This window comes from Lacrimispora sp. YZC11, assembly GCF_057543815.1.
This window is the reverse complement of record NZ_BAAJYQ010000017.1, coordinates 204,399-221,089: the sequence shown is the minus strand read 5'-3', so window position 1 is coordinate 221,089 and position 16,691 is coordinate 204,399. Positions and strand designations below refer to the sequence as shown.

15 protein-coding genes are annotated in these 16,691 nt (G+C 45.5%); 10 read left to right on the top strand and 5 right to left on the bottom strand.

The features are described from left to right. Window positions 1-8 precede the first annotated feature (8 nt). The 7 genes from accB to AC27IJ_RS20295 all read left to right on the top strand — a co-directional run bounded on the left by accB (window position 9) and on the right by AC27IJ_RS20295 (window position 7,549). Window positions 9-488 (top strand): acetyl-CoA carboxylase biotin carboxyl carrier protein, encoded by a 480-nt coding sequence (gene accB / locus AC27IJ_RS20325; RefSeq protein ID WP_312503452.1) that lies wholly within the window; start codon window positions 9-11, stop codon window positions 486-488. A gap of 65 nt (window positions 489-553) precedes the next feature. Next, on the top strand, window positions 554-976 hold the full coding sequence (gene fabZ, locus AC27IJ_RS20320; protein WP_312445381.1) for a 3-hydroxyacyl-ACP dehydratase FabZ: 423 nt from the start codon (window positions 554-556) through the stop codon (window positions 974-976). Between the two features lie 9 nt (window positions 977-985). Beyond that, on the top strand, window positions 986-2,338 hold the full coding sequence (locus AC27IJ_RS20315) for an acetyl-CoA carboxylase biotin carboxylase subunit (protein ID WP_312445383.1): 1,353 nt from the start codon (window positions 986-988) through the stop codon (window positions 2,336-2,338). A gap of 20 nt (window positions 2,339-2,358) precedes the next feature. Further along, window positions 2,359-4,083 carry an acetyl-CoA carboxylase carboxyltransferase subunit alpha gene (locus tag AC27IJ_RS20310; protein WP_487150583.1) on the top strand — a complete coding sequence of 575 codons (1,725 nt, stop codon included), beginning with the start codon at window positions 2,359-2,361 and terminating at the stop codon, window positions 4,081-4,083. After that, window positions 4,083-5,204 (top strand): NAD(P)H-dependent flavin oxidoreductase, encoded by a 1,122-nt coding sequence (locus AC27IJ_RS20305; RefSeq protein WP_312445386.1) that lies wholly within the window; start codon window positions 4,083-4,085, stop codon window positions 5,202-5,204. Before AC27IJ_RS20310 ends, AC27IJ_RS20305 begins: the two co-directional genes overlap by 1 nt. A gap of 263 nt (window positions 5,205-5,467) precedes the next feature. Beyond that, the gene (uraA, locus tag AC27IJ_RS20300) at window positions 5,468-6,730 is read left to right on the top strand and encodes a uracil permease (RefSeq protein ID WP_312445388.1); all 1,263 of its coding nucleotides are present in this window, start codon (window positions 5,468-5,470) and stop codon (window positions 6,728-6,730) included. A 201-nt stretch (window positions 6,731-6,931) separates the two neighbouring features. Continuing rightward, the gene (locus AC27IJ_RS20295) at window positions 6,932-7,549 is read left to right on the top strand and encodes a nucleoside recognition domain-containing protein (RefSeq protein WP_487150580.1); all 618 of its coding nucleotides are present in this window, start codon (window positions 6,932-6,934) and stop codon (window positions 7,547-7,549) included. A 397-nt stretch (window positions 7,550-7,946) separates the two neighbouring features. Here the strand turns inward: AC27IJ_RS20295 and AC27IJ_RS20290 are convergent, their stop codons facing one another. Further along, entirely contained in the window at window positions 7,947-8,924 is a 978-nt protein-coding gene (locus AC27IJ_RS20290) for a sugar phosphate isomerase/epimerase family protein (RefSeq protein ID WP_312445390.1), read from the bottom strand. A 195-nt stretch (window positions 8,925-9,119) separates the two neighbouring features. Here AC27IJ_RS20290 and AC27IJ_RS20285 point away from each other — a divergent pair, with 195 nt between their 5' ends. Beyond that, on the top strand, window positions 9,120-9,908 hold the full coding sequence (locus tag AC27IJ_RS20285; RefSeq protein WP_312445391.1) for a DeoR/GlpR family DNA-binding transcription regulator: 789 nt from the start codon (window positions 9,120-9,122) through the stop codon (window positions 9,906-9,908). 14 nt (window positions 9,909-9,922) lie between these two features. Here the strand turns inward: AC27IJ_RS20285 and AC27IJ_RS20280 are convergent, their stop codons facing one another. The 4 genes from AC27IJ_RS20280 to AC27IJ_RS20265 form a co-directional block, all read right to left on the bottom strand. After that, window positions 9,923-10,891 carry an ABC transporter permease gene (locus AC27IJ_RS20280; protein ID WP_312445392.1) on the bottom strand — a complete coding sequence of 323 codons (969 nt, stop codon included), beginning with the start codon at window positions 10,889-10,891 and terminating at the stop codon, window positions 9,923-9,925. Window positions 10,892-10,914: 23 nt separating this feature from the next. Next, on the bottom strand, window positions 10,915-12,408 hold the full coding sequence (locus AC27IJ_RS20275; protein WP_487150577.1) for a sugar ABC transporter ATP-binding protein: 1,494 nt from the start codon (window positions 12,406-12,408) through the stop codon (window positions 10,915-10,917). Window positions 12,409-12,492: 84 nt separating this feature from the next. Continuing rightward, entirely contained in the window at window positions 12,493-13,530 is a 1,038-nt protein-coding gene (locus AC27IJ_RS20270; protein WP_487150575.1) for a substrate-binding domain-containing protein, read from the bottom strand. Between the two features lie 41 nt (window positions 13,531-13,571). Then, window positions 13,572-14,813 (bottom strand): oxidoreductase, encoded by a 1,242-nt coding sequence (locus tag AC27IJ_RS20265; protein ID WP_487150573.1) that lies wholly within the window; start codon window positions 14,811-14,813, stop codon window positions 13,572-13,574. Window positions 14,814-15,117: 304 nt separating this feature from the next. Here AC27IJ_RS20265 and AC27IJ_RS20260 point away from each other — a divergent pair, with 304 nt between their 5' ends. Together AC27IJ_RS20260 and AC27IJ_RS20255 are read left to right on the top strand one after the other, a co-directional pair. Continuing rightward, a complete protein-coding gene (locus AC27IJ_RS20260) occupies window positions 15,118-16,056 on the top strand; it encodes a 1-phosphofructokinase family hexose kinase (protein WP_312445398.1) in 939 nt (312 codons plus the stop codon). A gap of 20 nt (window positions 16,057-16,076) precedes the next feature. Beyond that, the gene (locus AC27IJ_RS20255) at window positions 16,077-16,691 is read left to right on the top strand and encodes a class II aldolase/adducin family protein (RefSeq protein WP_312445400.1); all 615 of its coding nucleotides are present in this window, start codon (window positions 16,077-16,079) and stop codon (window positions 16,689-16,691) included.

The window sequence follows — 16,691 nt, the reverse complement described above, 5'->3', positions numbered from 1 at the left end:
GGCAGTTTATGGAGATTAATGATATTATCAGGCTGATGCAGGCTGTCAATGAAAATGAACTGACCAGCTTTAAGATGGAAGATGGAAACTTAAAGCTTTCCTTTAAAAAAGAAAAAGAAAGAGAAATTGTGACGATATCAGGAAATCCTGTGGTTCAGGCAGAAATGGCAGCAGGAGTTTTCGCCCAGCAGGCGCTTTCGGCAGGCACTCCTTCCGGGAACACCGTGGAAGAGGCGGGAAATGACATCTGTTCGGAAATACTTGTAGCCTCTCCTTTGGTGGGAACCTTTTATAATGCATCGTCTCCTGACAGTGAACCTTTTGTAAAGGTTGGAGATCAGGTAAAGAAGGGGCAGGTACTGGGAATCATCGAAGCTATGAAGCTGATGAATGAGATCGAATGTGAATGCGATGGCGTGGTGGAAGCTATTTTGGTCGGAAACGAAGATGTGGTGGAGTACGGTCAGCCTCTGTTCCGTATCCGGTAAGCAGTTATGAATGATAAGAGAGGCCCAGAGGCTGGGCCTCTCTTTTAAAAGTAGGAGGGCGCATTATGTTAGGTATTAAGGAAATTCAGGAGATCATTCCCCACAGACACCCGTTTTTACTGGTAGATTGTATCGAGGAGTTTGAACCTGGAGTGAGAGCGGTTGGATATAAATGTGTGTCTTATAATGAACCTTTTTTCCAGGGACATTTTCCGGCAGAGCCGGTAATGCCGGGAGTCCTGATCATAGAGGCCCTGGCACAGGTAGGTACAGTAGCAATGTTAAGCCTGGAAGAAAATAAAGGGAAAATCGGTTATTTTGGTGGTATTGATAAGGCAAAATTCAAGCATAAGGTCATACCGGGAGAAAGGCTTAAGCTGGAATGTGAGATTATTAAGCGCAAAGGTCCTGTTGGTGTGGGAAAGGCCACCGCAACCGTGGACGGGAAGCTGGCCGCCAGTGCGGAACTGACATTTATGATTGGATAGGTGAGGCTTATGTTTGATAAGATTTTAATTGCTAACCGCGGAGAGATTGCGGTACGTATCATAAGAGCCTGCAGGGAAATGGGGATTAAAACGGTTGCCGTTTATTCAGAGGCGGACCGGGAAAGTCTTCATACCTTATTGGCTGATGAAGCTATCTGCATTGGCCCTGCACCCTCGACCCAGAGCTACTTAAACATGGAGAGGATCCTCACGGCCACCGTAGCCATGAAAGCGGATGCCATTCATCCGGGATTTGGCTTTCTTTCGGAAAATGCAAGATTTGCGGAACTTTGTGAAAAATGTAACATTACCTTTATCGGACCTTCCGCACAAGTAATAGGGAAGATGGGAAATAAATCCGAGGCCAGAAAGACTATGATGGAAGCAGGAGTTCCCGTGGTCCCAGGCGGAAAGGAAGCGGTCCGTCAGGTGGAAGAGGCGAAAGCAATGGCAGAAAAGATCGGTTTTCCTGTTATGATCAAGGCTTCCTCAGGAGGCGGCGGAAAAGGCATGAGGATATCCAGAGGCCTGGAGGATTTTGATGCTAACTTTAAAAATGCCCAGATGGAATCGGTAAAGGGATTTTCCGATGATACCATGTATATTGAGAAATATATTGAAAAGCCAAGGCACATTGAATTTCAGATCATGGCGGATAAGCTTGGAAATGTGGTGCATTTAGGAGAGCGTGACTGCTCCATTCAAAGACGCCATCAAAAGGTTCTGGAAGAATCCCCGTCAGCAGCTATTTCTGAGGAACTGAGGACCCGCATGGGAGAGATTGCGGTCCGTGCGGCCAAGGCTGTCGGATATGAGAATGCGGGAACCATTGAGTTCCTTCTGGATAAATATAAGAATTTTTATTTTATGGAAATGAACACCCGCATCCAGGTGGAACATCCGGTGACGGAAATGGTAACTGGCCTGGATTTAATCAAGGAACAGATCCGGATCGCGGCAGGAGAGCCTCTTAGCGTAAGTCAGGAGGATGTAGTTATTACAGGCCATGCCATTGAATGCAGGATCAATGCAGAAAATCCGGCGAAAAACTTCATGCCCTGTCCGGGCCTTATAAAAAATGTACATGTGCCCGGAGGCAATGGAGTCCGCATTGACACACACATTTATAACGAATATAAGGTTCCGGCCAACTATGATTCCATGCTGATGAAGATGATTGTCCACGGTAAGGACCGGGAGGAAGCCATCTTAAAGATGAGAAGCGCTCTTGGAGAACTGATCATTGAAGGAATTGAGACAAATGTGGATTTCCAGTTTGATATCCTGAGTCATGAGGCTTACCGGGGCGGAGATGTGGATACGGATTTTATCCCGAAATATTTCCCGGATTATGTCCGGTAGGCAGGTAAAGGAGCGGTCTTATGTTAAAAAGCATGTTTAAGAAAACCTATACACTAATAGACAGCAAATACAAGGATCTTGAAAAGTCTGAGGAACCAGGCATTCCGGCCGGGCTGTGGAGGAAGTGCAATAAATGCTGCCAGCCCATTTATGTGGAGGATGTGAGAAGCAATCATTTCATCTGTCCCAAATGCAAGGGGTATTTTCGCCTCCATGCTTACCAGAGAATTGAAATGGTGGCGGATGAGGGTACCTTTGAAGAATGGGATAAGGAGATGGAATTTAAAAATCCCCTTGATTTTCCGGGTTATGATAAAAAGGTCGCGGCAGCCAGGGAAAAGACCGGGCTTTCCGAAGCGATTGTCACCGGAAGCTGTGAAATCAGCGGCCAGAAGGCGGTAATCGGTGTCTGTGACGCCCGTTTCATCATGAGCAGCATGGGTCATGTGATGGGGGAGAAGATCGCGAGAGCTGTGGAACGTGCCACAAAGGAGAAGCTTCCGGTCATTCTTTTTGCTTGCTCCGGGGGAGCCAGGATGCAGGAAGGGATCGTATCGCTCATGCAGATGGCAAAGACTTCGGCAGCCTTAAAGCGCCATCATCAGGCTGGCCAGCTTTATATCAGTGTCCTTACGGATCCTACCACAGGAGGAGTGACGGCCAGCTTTGCCATGCTGGGTGACATCATTCTGGCAGAACCTTTCGCCCTGATCGGATTTGCAGGCCCCCGGGTGATTGAACAGACCATCGGACAGAAGCTGCCGGAGGGGTTCCAAAGGGCGGAATTTTTGCTTGAACATGGCTTCATTGACAAGATCGTGCCCAGGGAAGAGATGAAGGTAACCCTTGCAAACATTTTAAAGCTCCACAATCCCCAAAACAAAAAGGAACTTCCTGTGGATAACCGGGCTAATGTGGAATCAAATGGTGGAAAAAAGAAGTTCTTCCGGTTGAGAAAGAATAAAAGAAGCGCCTGGGATACGGTATTGTTATCCAGAAGCTCGGACCGGCCGGTGGCATCGGATTACATTCGTGCACTGTTTGATGATTTTATGGAATTTGCCGGAGACCGTTATTATAAAGATGACGGTGCAATCGTAGGCGGGATTGCCTCTTTCCATGGAATTCCTGTTACGGTCATCGGACAGGAAAAGGGGAAAAATACAAAGGATAACATCAAACGCAATTTTGGAATGCCTTCCCCGGAAGGATACCGGAAAGCCCTGCGCTTAATGAAACAGGCAGAAACTTACGGCCGTCCGGTCATCTGCTTTGTGGATACGCCGGGAGCCTTCTGCGGCCTGGAGGCCGAGGAGAGGGGACAGGGAGAGGCCATCGCCAGAAATTTATTTGAAATGGCAGATTTAACCGTGCCGGTTCTTTCCATCGTTATCGGAGAGGGAGGAAGCGGCGGCGCTCTCGCCATGGCAGTTGGCAATGAAGTCTGGATGATGGAGAATTCCATTTATTCCATCCTCTCTCCCGAGGGCTTTGCTTCGATTCTGTATAAGGACAGCAAAAAAGCAAATGATGCAGCCAGGGTCATGAAGATCACGGCCAGGGATTTAATGGAGTTAGGTCTCATAGAGCGGGTGATTTCGGAAGAAGAGCCGGCCTGTGCAGAGAATCTTTCCGCAATTGCGGAAGAAATGGATAAGGCCATGGAAGAATTTTTTGCCGTTTTCCTTACCATGACAAAGGAAGAACTTGCAGATCAAAGATATGAAAGATTTAGGAGAATGTAATGGGAACATTAAAACCTTTGGTAATAGGAGAACTGGTGGCGAGCCATCCGGTGATCCAGGGCGGTATGGGAGTTGGAATCAGTCTTTCCTCCCTGGCAGGAGCAGTGGCAAAGGCCGGAGGGATCGGAATCATTTCCACGGCTCAAATCGGCTTTCGGGAGCCTGATTTTAAGGTAAATCCTTTGGAAGCAAATTTACGGGCCATTGGACAGGAAATGAAAAAGGCAAGGGCAATCGCACCGGAGGGCATCATAGGCTTTAACATTATGGTTGCCACGAAAAGTTATGCCAGCTATGTGAAGAAGGCGGTAAAGGCCGGGGCGGATTTGATCATATCCGGAGCCGGGCTTCCTGTAAGCCTGCCGGAATATGTGGCAGAGGCTGCAGAAGAGGCCGGAATCGTGTTAAAGACCAAGATAGCTCCCATTGTATCAACGGTTAAGTCTGCCATGGTTATTTGCAAGATGTGGGACCGCAAATACCATCGGGCACCTGACCTGGTAGTTGTGGAGGGACCATTGGCTGGAGGACACTTAGGATTTTCCAGAGAGGATTTAGAAAACCTTGGAGTGGATACAGAGGATGTGGAACACACCTATAAGCAGGCGGAGTATGAGGAAGAGGTAAAAGGCATCATACGGCTGGTAAAGGAATATGGAGATAAGTACAATAAAGTAATCCCTGTGGTGACTGCAGGAGGCATTTACTCCCATGAGGATGTTATGCACCAGCTCTCCCTGGGAGCCGACGGCGTCCAGGTGGCGACCCGTTTTGTGACCACCGTGGAATGCGATGCCCCGGAAGAGTTTAAGCAGGCGTATCTTCATGCAAAAAAAGAGGATATCGTCATTACCAAAAGCCCGGTGGGAATGCCTGGAAGGGCCATAAAAAATACATTCTTAAAGGCAGTGGGAGAGACGCCTTTCCGACTGGAGCATTGTTATCAATGTCTGGATAAATGCGACAGGAAGACCATTCCTTATTGCATTACAAAGGCTTTGGTGAACTCTGCGGAAGGACGGACCGAGGAAGGGCTTATCTTTTGTGGAAGCAAGGCTCATCTTGCAACAAGGATGGAAACCGTAGAAGAGGTTATGAAAGATCTGGTTGGTGAGAATTGATTCTCGTGGAGGCAACGAGCCAAGGCCAAGCTTGCTTGACTTTGGCGACTGCTCACGGGTCAGATACCCCGCAGCTTGTTGTGGGGTATCTGAATAAAAGGGGCTGCTAAGCTGCCGGTTTAAAGAAACTGGAGCTGCAGCCTTTTTTCCGGTACTTCGGCAGATAAGACTGATTTTTAAGTGGTTGCGTGAAAATAGAGGTAGTGCTATAATGGGAAAGATAAAAAATTATTAAGAAGACTAAGAGAGAAATGGAGAGCTGTATGGAAAGCAAGAAAATCATTCAGGTGGAAGAAAAAGTGCCATTTAAGTTGCTGGTGCCCTTAAGTATCCAGCATATGTTCGCAATGTTCGGGGCGTCAGTCCTGGTTCCTTTTATATTTGGAATCAACCCGGCAGTTGTACTGTTCATGAATGGAATCGGAACGTTATTATTTATTTTCATAACAAAGGGAAAAGCACCGGCATACCTTGGCTCCAGTTTTGCGTTCCTGGCACCGGCAGGAATTGTTATCAGCAAATGGGGCTATAATTATGCCCTGGGCGGGTTTGTAGCAGTGGGTCTTTGCGGTTGTGTTCTGGCACTGATTATTTATAAATTCGGTTCTGACTGGATTGATATCGTTCTTCCTCCGGCGGCTATGGGACCGGTTGTAGCGCTGATTGGACTGGAGCTGGCTGGAACAGCGGCAACCAATGCAGGCCTTAAGGATGAAATGATTGATATGAGAAATGTCATTGTTTTTCTGGTAACTCTATTGACAGCAGTGCTTGGTTCTGTGGTATTCAGAAAATTCTTATCTGTTATCCCCATTCTGATTGCAATTATTGTAGGTTATGTGTCAGCACTTTTATGCGGTATTGTAGATTTTGGTGAGATCAGCGCGGCTGCATGGTTGTCCTTGCCTAATTTTTCAACACCAAAGTTCAAATGGGAAGCAATTGTCATTATTCTTCCGGTGCTTCTGGTCGTAACTTCAGAACATATTGGTCATCAGATTGTAACCAGTAAGATAGTGGAAAGAGATTTGATAAAAGATCCCGGACTTCACCGCTCTTTGCTGGGTGATTATATATCAACCACACTTTCCGGTTTTGTTGGTTCTGTGCCCACAACCACATATGGGGAAAATATCGGTGTTATGGCAATGACAAAGGTATACAGCGTCTATGTGATCGGGGGAGCAGCTGTTCTCTCAGTTATCTGTTCTTTTATCGGAAAGATGACAACATTAATCAACACAATTCCAGGGCCCGTAATCGGCGGAATTTCATTCTTACTGTATGGAATGATTGGAGCCTCAGGTATTCGTATTCTGGTTGATGCACAGGTAGATTACGGAAAATCCAGAAATATGGCCATGACATCAGTTATCTTTGTAACAGGACTTTCCGGTGTTGCCGTAAAGCTTGGAAGCATCCAGTTATCAGGTATGGTACTTGCATGTGTGGTAGGAATGCTGATGGGTTTAATGTTCTTTGTGCTGGACAAGCTGAATCTGACAAATGACAGGGAAAATGCGTAAGATCTTCGAATACCGCAAAGCAACGGAAAGTCCGTTGCTTTGCGGTATTTTTCATATGGTTGTAAATATCCTCTGCTTGTTATTGTCAAAGGATGCTTTACTTTACCCTGAATTTGTAACATGGAAAACACATAAGGTCATTTCGGAGGGAATAAGATGAATTAAGAAAGAAGTGAAAGCTGTTAAGAAGAGGAAAGAGCAATGCTGAATTATTTATGGGCCTTTATGATGCTGGTGGGAGTCCTTTGGGGGGCTTTCCATGGAAATTTAAACGGGGTGACAGACGGGGCTTTGACCTCTGCAAAGGAAGCTGTTATGTTATGCATCACCATGCTGGGAATCATGTCCTTCTGGAGCGGCATCATGGAGGTTGGGCGGAAATCAGGGCTGATCGAACGGATGTCCCAGAAAATGAGCCCCATACTCCGTTTCCTTTTTCCCCGGATTCCGGATGATCACCCGGCGCTTGAATACATATCGACCAATATCATCGCCAATATTCTGGGGCTTGGCTGGGCAGCTACACCGGCAGGGCTTAAGGCCATGGAGGCCTTAAAGGAACTGGAGGAGAAGCGGAGAAAAGGAGAAGTTTCCGGGAAATATTCCCTTAAGCCGGTTCCGGAAGGGACTGCAAATAATGAGATGTGCACCTTTCTTATCATTAATATTTCTTCCCTGCAGTTAATACCGGTTAATATGATCGCCTACAGAAGCCAGTACGGCAGTCTCAATCCAATGGCCGTGGTGGGACCGGCGCTTATTGCCACTTTAATTTCAACTATTGTGGGCGTGGCAGCCTGCAAGCTGATGGACTGTTAGGTATACCCATAGGCTTGTTCTTTAAACCTGACAGAAAGTTTGTCGCTGACATGACTTATGGTATTCTGGCAGCCAGAAGCTGCCTTTTAACTGCTATTGATGACCAGCTCTATGAGCACCGCAAAAAGGTCAATTCAGTAGAACGCCTGCTGTCTGCAACTGGGTTCCGGCAGCCCAGTTACCCAACAGCAGAAAAGGGAAAGTTAAAATGTCTATATTCTGCAAAGGGAAGGAGCCTGAAGCCTATCTTTCTGCATACTGGCATATGCTAAAGAAGGCGTCAGGCACTGGTTTCGGACAAAGCTCTCGGAATACCATCAATTTTTTTACTACGTTGGGTGCATTTCCTAGAGTGTGACCGAAATAAAAAATACATAAAACATGTGTTTTAATTCCCCTATTCTTTGCTAAATAATTTGTCCGTTCTTCCCTCATAGGGATTTTTGATAATGAGGGGCTTTAAGTACTGAGCTACTTTTTCCACTCCGTCCATTCTGCTCATGGTAACATCCTCATGTTCATAGCTTAAAGAACCGTTGTAGCCCACCATGGAAAGCTCCGTAATGACCCGTTTCCATTCCACCTGTCCCCAGCCCGGGATCCGGAACCGGTAGGTATGGTTTAATGCCGACATATCTCCATGCATCAGGGTTCCTCCTGTAGGAAGGTTATGGGAGGCCAGCTCCGCATCCTTTGCATGCACATGAAAAATCCTGTCTTTCAGTCGGTCGATTACAATGGCTGGATCGATCATCAGATACATAATATTGGCCGGATCAAAATTATATCCCAGTGCCGGATGATAGTTTACCAGCTCCAACGCCTTTTCGGCCGTGTAGATATCATATACAAAACTGTTTGGATGAATCTCAATGGCAAATTTCACTCCATATTCCTGAAACTTATCCAGAATCGGCGTAAAACGCTCCGCAAACTGTTCTTCGTATTCTTTCCAGCCCTCTCCATAGGGAAAGAAGAAAAATCTGCCCCAGTTTTCCACTCCCGGATATCCGACTACAATGGGCACCTCCAGGGCATTGGCTGCCTGGGCCGTGCGTATCAGACTTTCGGTTCCATGCTTGATCTTCTCTTCCGGGGTCCCCTTGTAAATGAAGTCTGTTTCCTTGCCGGTAGGTCCCATAATCAGAAATGAATCGGCATGATTGCTTAATGCCTGTATGGACATTCCATAGCTCTGAACCATTTTCCGGACATCGGAAGCGGCATTGCCTTTTATAACGTCCTTTGTCTCCAGTTGTCCATTGCCTTCATAAGCAGGGATCTCCAGAGTTTCATAGCCATAGGACGATACAAGCTTCACTACCTCCTCCAACGGTTTCTCACTAAAATTGGCAGAAAAAAATCCCAGTTTCATATTGCTACCTCCTCAATATTATCGTTTCCTTGCTATTTGTTTACTTCCTCTTTTTATGCCCGTTTGTTTCTGTTATTGTATAATTATTTCTGTTATAAATCAACTTTTATTATCACAATATGTATTGACTATCCCCGGAACAATTGATATTATGAGCTTAATCAAGTATTTTCATATCAAGAAACCGGAGGCGCCATGTATAATATAGAACGAAAATCAGAAATCATAAATTTGTTGGAAACACACAAAAATGTGAATGTTGCCGAATTAGCCGCACAATTTCAGACATCAAAGGAAACAATCCGCCGGGATCTCCGGGATTTGGAGCGGGAAGGAGTCCTGATCCGGACCCATGGCGGTGCCATGCCCGTGGAACCCAAAACAAGCAGTGCCGCCATGCAGGATAAATATCCTGTATCCGTCCGGGGAATACGCCGCTTTCAGGAAAAACAGGCCATCTGCAAGCTGGCGGCCTCCTATATCCAACCGGAGGATACCATTTTTGTGGACAATAGTTCTACAACTGCCTATTTAGCACAGTATGTCCCCGCCAATATACCAGTGACATTCATAACCAATTCCATACAGTTCTTACTGGAAGCCGCTAAATTGAATAACCAGAACCATATGTACATATGCCTGGGAGGCATATTCAAAAGCTCCAACTTATCCATCTACGGCAATATGTCACTGGATAATGCCAAGGTATATTATCCCAATAAAGCGTTTCTTTCCTGCTCGGGAATCTCTGCCAACCGTATGATCACTGATTCCAGCATCCAGGAGCTGGAGACCAAGAAGCTGATGATTGAATTGTCTAACCAGGTGTTTGTATTGGCAGACCACAGCAAATTCGAGAAAGACGGACAGATCTTTTTATCTTCTTTTAACAATATAGACTATATCATTACAGACAGCCAGGCAGACAGAAGCAACTGCAGCTATCTCGCCAACTACGGCGTGGAACTGATCACTGTATCATGATCCATGTTCCGTCCTTATTCCTTATTCAATCTGGTCTGTAAAAGAACTGCCACAATGATAATCGCCCCTTTTACCGCACCGACTAAAAATGCATTTACGCCCAGCAGATTCATCATATTATTGATAATGCCCAGGGTCAGTGTGCCGAAAACCGTAAACAGGATCTTCCCCTTGCCACCGGACATGCTTGTTCCGCCGATGACGGCTGCCGCAATGGCATCCATTTCATAGCTGGAGCCGGAAGACGAGGAATTGATGCTCCCCAGTCGGGAGGTTTCCACTATGGTGGCAACGGCAACTAAAACTGCAGATACTGTGTACACAAAATACTTCACCTTACTGACACATACTCCCGACAATAACGTAGCTTTCTCATTGCTTCCCACTGCGTAAATATGTCTTCCTATTCCGGTATGGTTGACCAGCAGATGGATGATGACCACACAGATCACCCAGTAAATGATGGGCATGGGGATTTTGCCGAATAAATTGGTATTGGATATTTTTATGTAGGCATCCATTTTTTCTCCGCTGGCCATAACGCCTCCCCCATTGAGAAGATATTGGGATATGGACCGGTACATGGTCATCGTCCCCAGGGTAGTGATAAAGGCTGGAATTCTGAACTTTGCCACCAGAACTCCGGTTAAAAAGCCGAAAACGATTGCTGTTGCCACGGATACCAGAATTGTCAGCACAATGCTTTGGGTCGTATTAAGTACCTTAATTGCCACAAACCCGATCATAGCAAGCTGGGACCCTACGGATAAATCGATTCCTCCGGTAATAATGATCAGAGTCATGCCCAGAGCGATGATTCCAATAATCGAGTTGTTTCTTAAAATATTAATAATGTTGTTCCAGGACAGAAACATTGTCCCTTTCAATGACACCGCCAAAAGAAACAGAACAACAAATGCAATCAGAGCGCTGTTGTTGCTGGCTGCCTTTTTCCAGTCTCTTGATGAACCAGTTCCTTTCATTGTATACCACCTTTCCATCTTCATTATAGCTTGCCGCCTGTGGCAACAATCATAATATTCTCCTCATTCGCTTCTTCCCGCGGGAATTCCTTTCGTATTTCCCCGTGATACATCACATAAATCCGGTCACACAGCATGAGCACTTCCTGGGCCTCACTGGAAAGAACAACAAAGCTCATTCCTTCTTTGGCAAGCTGCATGATAATTCCGTATATCTCCAGCTTTGCTCCGATATCCACGCCCTGTGTTGGATTATCCAGGATGACCAGATCCGGGTTGGAGCTCAGTGCCCTGGCCAGAATAACCTTCTGTTGATTTCCGCCGGAAAGACTTACTATCAGATCATTTAAATGATTCAGTTTGATATTTAACTTCTCCACATAATCCTGATTGAATTGTTTCTCTTTCTTCTTTTCAATAAAGAGGTGCTTCTGCAGCTTTTTTATGATGGATATGGACAAATTATGGGCAATGCTTAAATCCTTAATAATGCCGTTCTCTTTTCTGTTTCTTGGCAAATAAGAAATCTTCAGCTTCTTAGCTTTTACTGTACTGTCCATTTTATACTTGGAATCACGTATAAAAATATCCCCTGTATACTGCTTATTACAGCCATACACAGTATGAAAGACCTCGTATCTGCCGTCTCCCAGCAGTCCCGTAAATCCCACAATTTCGCCCTGGCCCACATGAAAATTAATATTTGTAAATTCTGAGGCTCTGGATAAATTTTGTACCTGCAGGATGTCCGGGCCGATTTCTCTTTCCATATATAAATCATTATAGGACAGTTCTTTACCAACCATATACTTTGCCAGGAGCTGCTCCGAAACATCAGGTCCAACAGCTCCGCTGCTGACTACACAGCCATCTCTCATTACCGTATACGAATCACAGATTTCCATTACTTCGTTTAATTTATGGGAAATAAATACGAAACTGATTCCCTGTGATTTCAATTCCTTCATGATATGAAACACATGGGCAATTTCCACATTGGTCAGTGATGTGGTAGGTTCATCCATAATGATAACTTTCGAATTTTTCATCAATGCCCTTGCTATTTCTACAATCTGCTTATATGAGGCATTGATATCCTCCACTCTTGCAGCCGGATCCAGATCGATCTTCATTCTGCCCAGGATTTCCGCCGCCTGGTCATACATACTTTTTTTGTCCAACCGGCCGCCCTTTTTCAGTTCACGGCCCAAAAACAGATTTTCATAAATGTTTAAATCATTGATCAGAGTCAGTTCCTGATGAATAAATGCAATCTCATTCAGATTCCCATGCATTCGGTCTCCAATTTTATTGACAGCTCCATCAATTGCAATTTCCCCTGCATCCCCTGGAATTACCCCGCCCAGAATATTCATTAACGTCGTCTTTCCAGTTCCGTTTTCCCCAAGCAAGGCATGAATGCTGCCTTTTTTCAAAGAAAAATCCACGTGATGCAGCACACAGTTTGCTCCAAACGCTTTTTCAATACCGCACATTTTGATTATGTATTCGCTCATAACACTCACTCCTGTTGAAAGCAGGGCTGCCGTACATCTTACCGAAAATACAACAGCCTGCTTTTTTGCACTCTTATTCTTTCATCAATATGGGGAATCTGAATTCACAAAATCTGCAACATTGCTTAAGTCAACAGTGGACGGCTCAATGATGGTATCCTTTGGTACGTATTTCCCGTCCAGAATATCCTTTGCCGCCTGAATGGCATCACTGATCATGGAAGGACTGTAGGTTTCCGTAAAGCAGTTGATACCGGTTTCCTTCTGAATCTTGGAATACCAGGACTGAGCGCCTCCTCCCCCGGATATGTACTTCACATCGGTCCGGTTGGCATCCTTGACCGCCTGGAGAATCCCTAGAGACGGCTCATCATCAATGGAGAATACCGCATCGATCTGAGGATTTGCCACCAGCATGTCCGTAGCCATGGACAAACCGGCTTCCTGAGTAAACCCGGAGGCAGAAACTTTAATCATCTGAATATCCGGATAGGCTGCCGCCATTTCCTTTTCAAAGGCTTCGGTCCGTTCTACACTGACAGAGCCAACACTGGGAGCAGACATGACCGCAACGATACCCGTTCCGCCCAGTTTATCGCCCAGGTATTTTGCCCCATTCGTACCGATGCCGGCATTATTTCCGGCAACATAAGCGGTATAATCGCCTGTAACCTTACGGTCAAATACGATCAGCTTGATTCCTGCATCAATTATTTTTTGTGCCGCTATTGATACTTCATCATTATGAGGCAGCAGAACAATTGCGGAACATTTCTGGGCAATCAATTCATCAATCTGATTCGCCTGTTCATTTACATTGGCGGAAGTCACTATTTTATAGCCGCTTCCCTCATCAAGCCCCAGACTCTTACATTTCTGTTCCGCATAGTAAATAGTTCCCGCAACCCAGCCGTGGTCAGCCGCGGGAAGGGCAATACCGATCAGGCCGGCAGTTTTCTCCGCTGCACTTGCCGAAGTCTGATCCTCTTTACTGGTGACTGCTGTGTTTGAACTCTCTTTTCCATCATTGCTGCCACTTTTGGATGTGTTTTGTCCGCACCCAACAACCATGCTTCCCAGCAGGACCACTGTCATGAAAAGCACTCCTAGTTTTTTTACCATTGTTCCTCCTCCAATAAGTTAAAATTTATTTGATCACCACATTAGGTATGATGAGTCCTTAAGTTACCTTTCTCCTTACGCGTTCTGACCAGTTCCTCATGAGCCGCCTTATCATAGGCGCAGCATCCTACTTTGCTCTGCTGGATCAGCAGTTCCAGACATTTGTCGCAGAGAAGACAGAACTTGATTTCCTCTTCTTTCCCTTCCCTGAGCTTTTTCGGTAAAAACGGATCAGCAAATGACTGTCTACCCAGGCCAATCATATCCGTCACATGATTTTCAACACACCAGGCACCGTAATTGAGAAGATTGCTCTCCTCCGGTGTTACTGCACACAAGTCATTTTTTCCATTCCGGTAAGGAGAGAAATTGGAGCCTATGACTACGGTTTCCGGTTTGAGCACCTTTCGGAACTCCTTTGCCCAATACTGATGCAGATAAGCATAGTATGGAATGTGTCTGTCCACCTGCGTCAGGCTGATGGTAATGGACGGACTGCCTGCAGATTGAATAATAAAGTTTGCCCCTCTCTCTTCTAAGCCCTTGATCAGAGCCAGGGGTTCCGTTAAGTCCATGATCGGCGAACCGGGGCCGTCTGTACCAAAGCCTCCCGGAAAGCCTTCCCAGGCAGATATTTTCGATCCCACCAGGAACTTCTGGTCCGGTATTTCTTTTCGGATCCTCTCAATTAATTCAAAAGCAAACCGGCTCCGGTTCTCCCAACTTCCGCCGTATTTCCAGTCCCTGCTGTTGTGGGGACGAATCATCTGGCAGCCTAAGTATCCATGGGATAATTTCATATCGATGCCATCTGCTCCGGCGTTATAGGCAATCTTGGCCGCAGTCACAAAGCTGTCCATGATCTTTTCAACATCCTTTTCTGTCAGAAGCTCTCCGCCGTATCCCGGAAGAGGATTGGGTGTCACCCGTTTGGAAAATGCCGGATTGGATATTTCCCCTGAATGTGTCAGCTGAAATATAAACAGGGATTCAGGATTGGCTGCATGAACCTTTTCAACAAAAGCGGTTAAGGGTTTCTCATTCTTAGGCATGATTGTCAGCTGATTATCTCTGGCACGGCTTTCTCTGGTCACCGTAATCGCTTCCAAGGAAATAAGACCGGCCTCTCCTCTTGCCAGATTGCAGTATCTTTCTGTCGTCTCCTCCGAGGGATTGCCCGTTTCATCTTCCGAATTACATTCCATTGCCTGAATAAAAAAACGGTTAGGTGCTATCCGGTCTCCTATTTTAATTGGTTCTAGTAATGTTTTTTTGTAATCCATATCGTCCTCCTATTTGCATTTGTGCGTTTGTTTTTGTTTATGTGTGTAATATATCATGTATTTACGTTTATTTCAATAAAAATTTTCAATATCATTATTTTTTGTCATATTTGCACAAATTAGAGTAACCGTTTTTGTGTGTTTTAAAAGATAATCAAAATTAATGTTGCGTTTATGCCCGTTTCGTGTTACTATGTGGTTGGAGTTAAATGATTTCTTTATTTTTTAATCGTATACGCAAATATTACGGTCAAAAACACACACTCCAGCAAAAATACATCAGGGAAAGGAGTATACCTAAGAAATGATACATACCGTAACTTTAAATCCTGCCATAGACAAGCTTCTGTATTTAGAACATTTCCAAAAAGACATAACCAACCGATTGCAGTATTCCGATGACACCATTGGCGGCAAAGGAACTCATGTTTCCATTAATCTGAAACTTCTCGGTCTGGACAGTGCTGCTTTTGGAATCGCCCATGGTCCCACAGGAAAAAAAATCATTCATTTATTGAATGAGCACAGAATCCTTACTAATTTTATCATGGATGAGACTGCTGATACGGACAGCCGGACCAACTATTTAATTATAGAAGAGAACGGCCACTGCTCAACCTTAGCTTCCAGGGGCGTATTGCTGAAGCAGATGGAGCTTGACCAGCTGATCCGGAACATGATCAGTCAGATAGACGATGGAGACTATCTTGTTCTGTCCGGTGACGCAACCAATTGTCCGGATTCTGCCATATACAACACCATAATCCGGAGGCTGAAGCACAAAGACTTAAAAGTCTTTCTGGATACCAGCGGAGAGACCTTAAGACAGTGCATTCAGGAATCCCCCTATTTAATCAAGCCCAATCTGGATGAGCTGTCCAGCCTCTGCAATGAAACGCTGGATACGGATGAAAAAATCATCCATGCCATTCAGTCCCTGGAAAAGTACCGCATTCCCGTCATAGCAGTCTCTTTGGGCGGAAACGGCTCCATTGTAAAAACACCGGAAGGAATTTACCGGGTACAGCCGCCTAAGATTGCGGTTAAAAATACCATAGGCTGCGGAGATTGCTTCCTGTCTGGAATTATTTATGGCTTGCAGCAAAATTATTCATTTTCCGATACATTACGTCTGGCCACGGCAATTTCTGCCGCCACAGCGGAATCCTCGTCCTCGGTTGGCTTCGATTTAAACCGGGCAAAGGAATTGGAATCACAGGTACAAATAACGGAAATTACATGATAAGAAAAGGAGTGTTAACATTGAGTAATTTATCCTATATCGAATTGCGTGAAGAAATGTGCAAGGTTGCCAAATTAATGTGGGAACGTCGTTTAACCAACGCCGCAGGCGGTAATTTTGCCGTACGGGCAGATGAAAACCGGGTTCTGATCAGTCCGTCCCTGATGTCGGAACAGAAGCACTGTGACTTAAGGCCGGAGGATTTCCTTCTGATTGACTACGAGGAGAACATCCTGGAAGGTACGGGAAAGCTTTCCAGGGAAGGCCTGATGCATGTTCTTATTTTAAAAAATTTCAAAGAAATCGGATGCACCATACATGCCCATCCCTTTTACTGTATGCCGTTTGTGGCAAAATCCGCTCCTATCCCCAATCTGACGGAAGCAACCATGGGCAGAGGCTATGTGGGCTGTATTGAGTACACCAAAGCCTATACACCTGAGCTTTCCATGAATGTTTACCAGTATTTCGAAGATCACCGGGAATTGGCCATGAAAAAGCCCATCGGCGTAATCCTTCCCCTTCATGGCGTGGTTGTATCCGGTCCGGATATTTATTTGGCTTACAGTATGCTGGAGCGGATTGAATGCGATGCATTCTGTTCGATCACCGGCAGCTTGATCGGAAAGGAATAA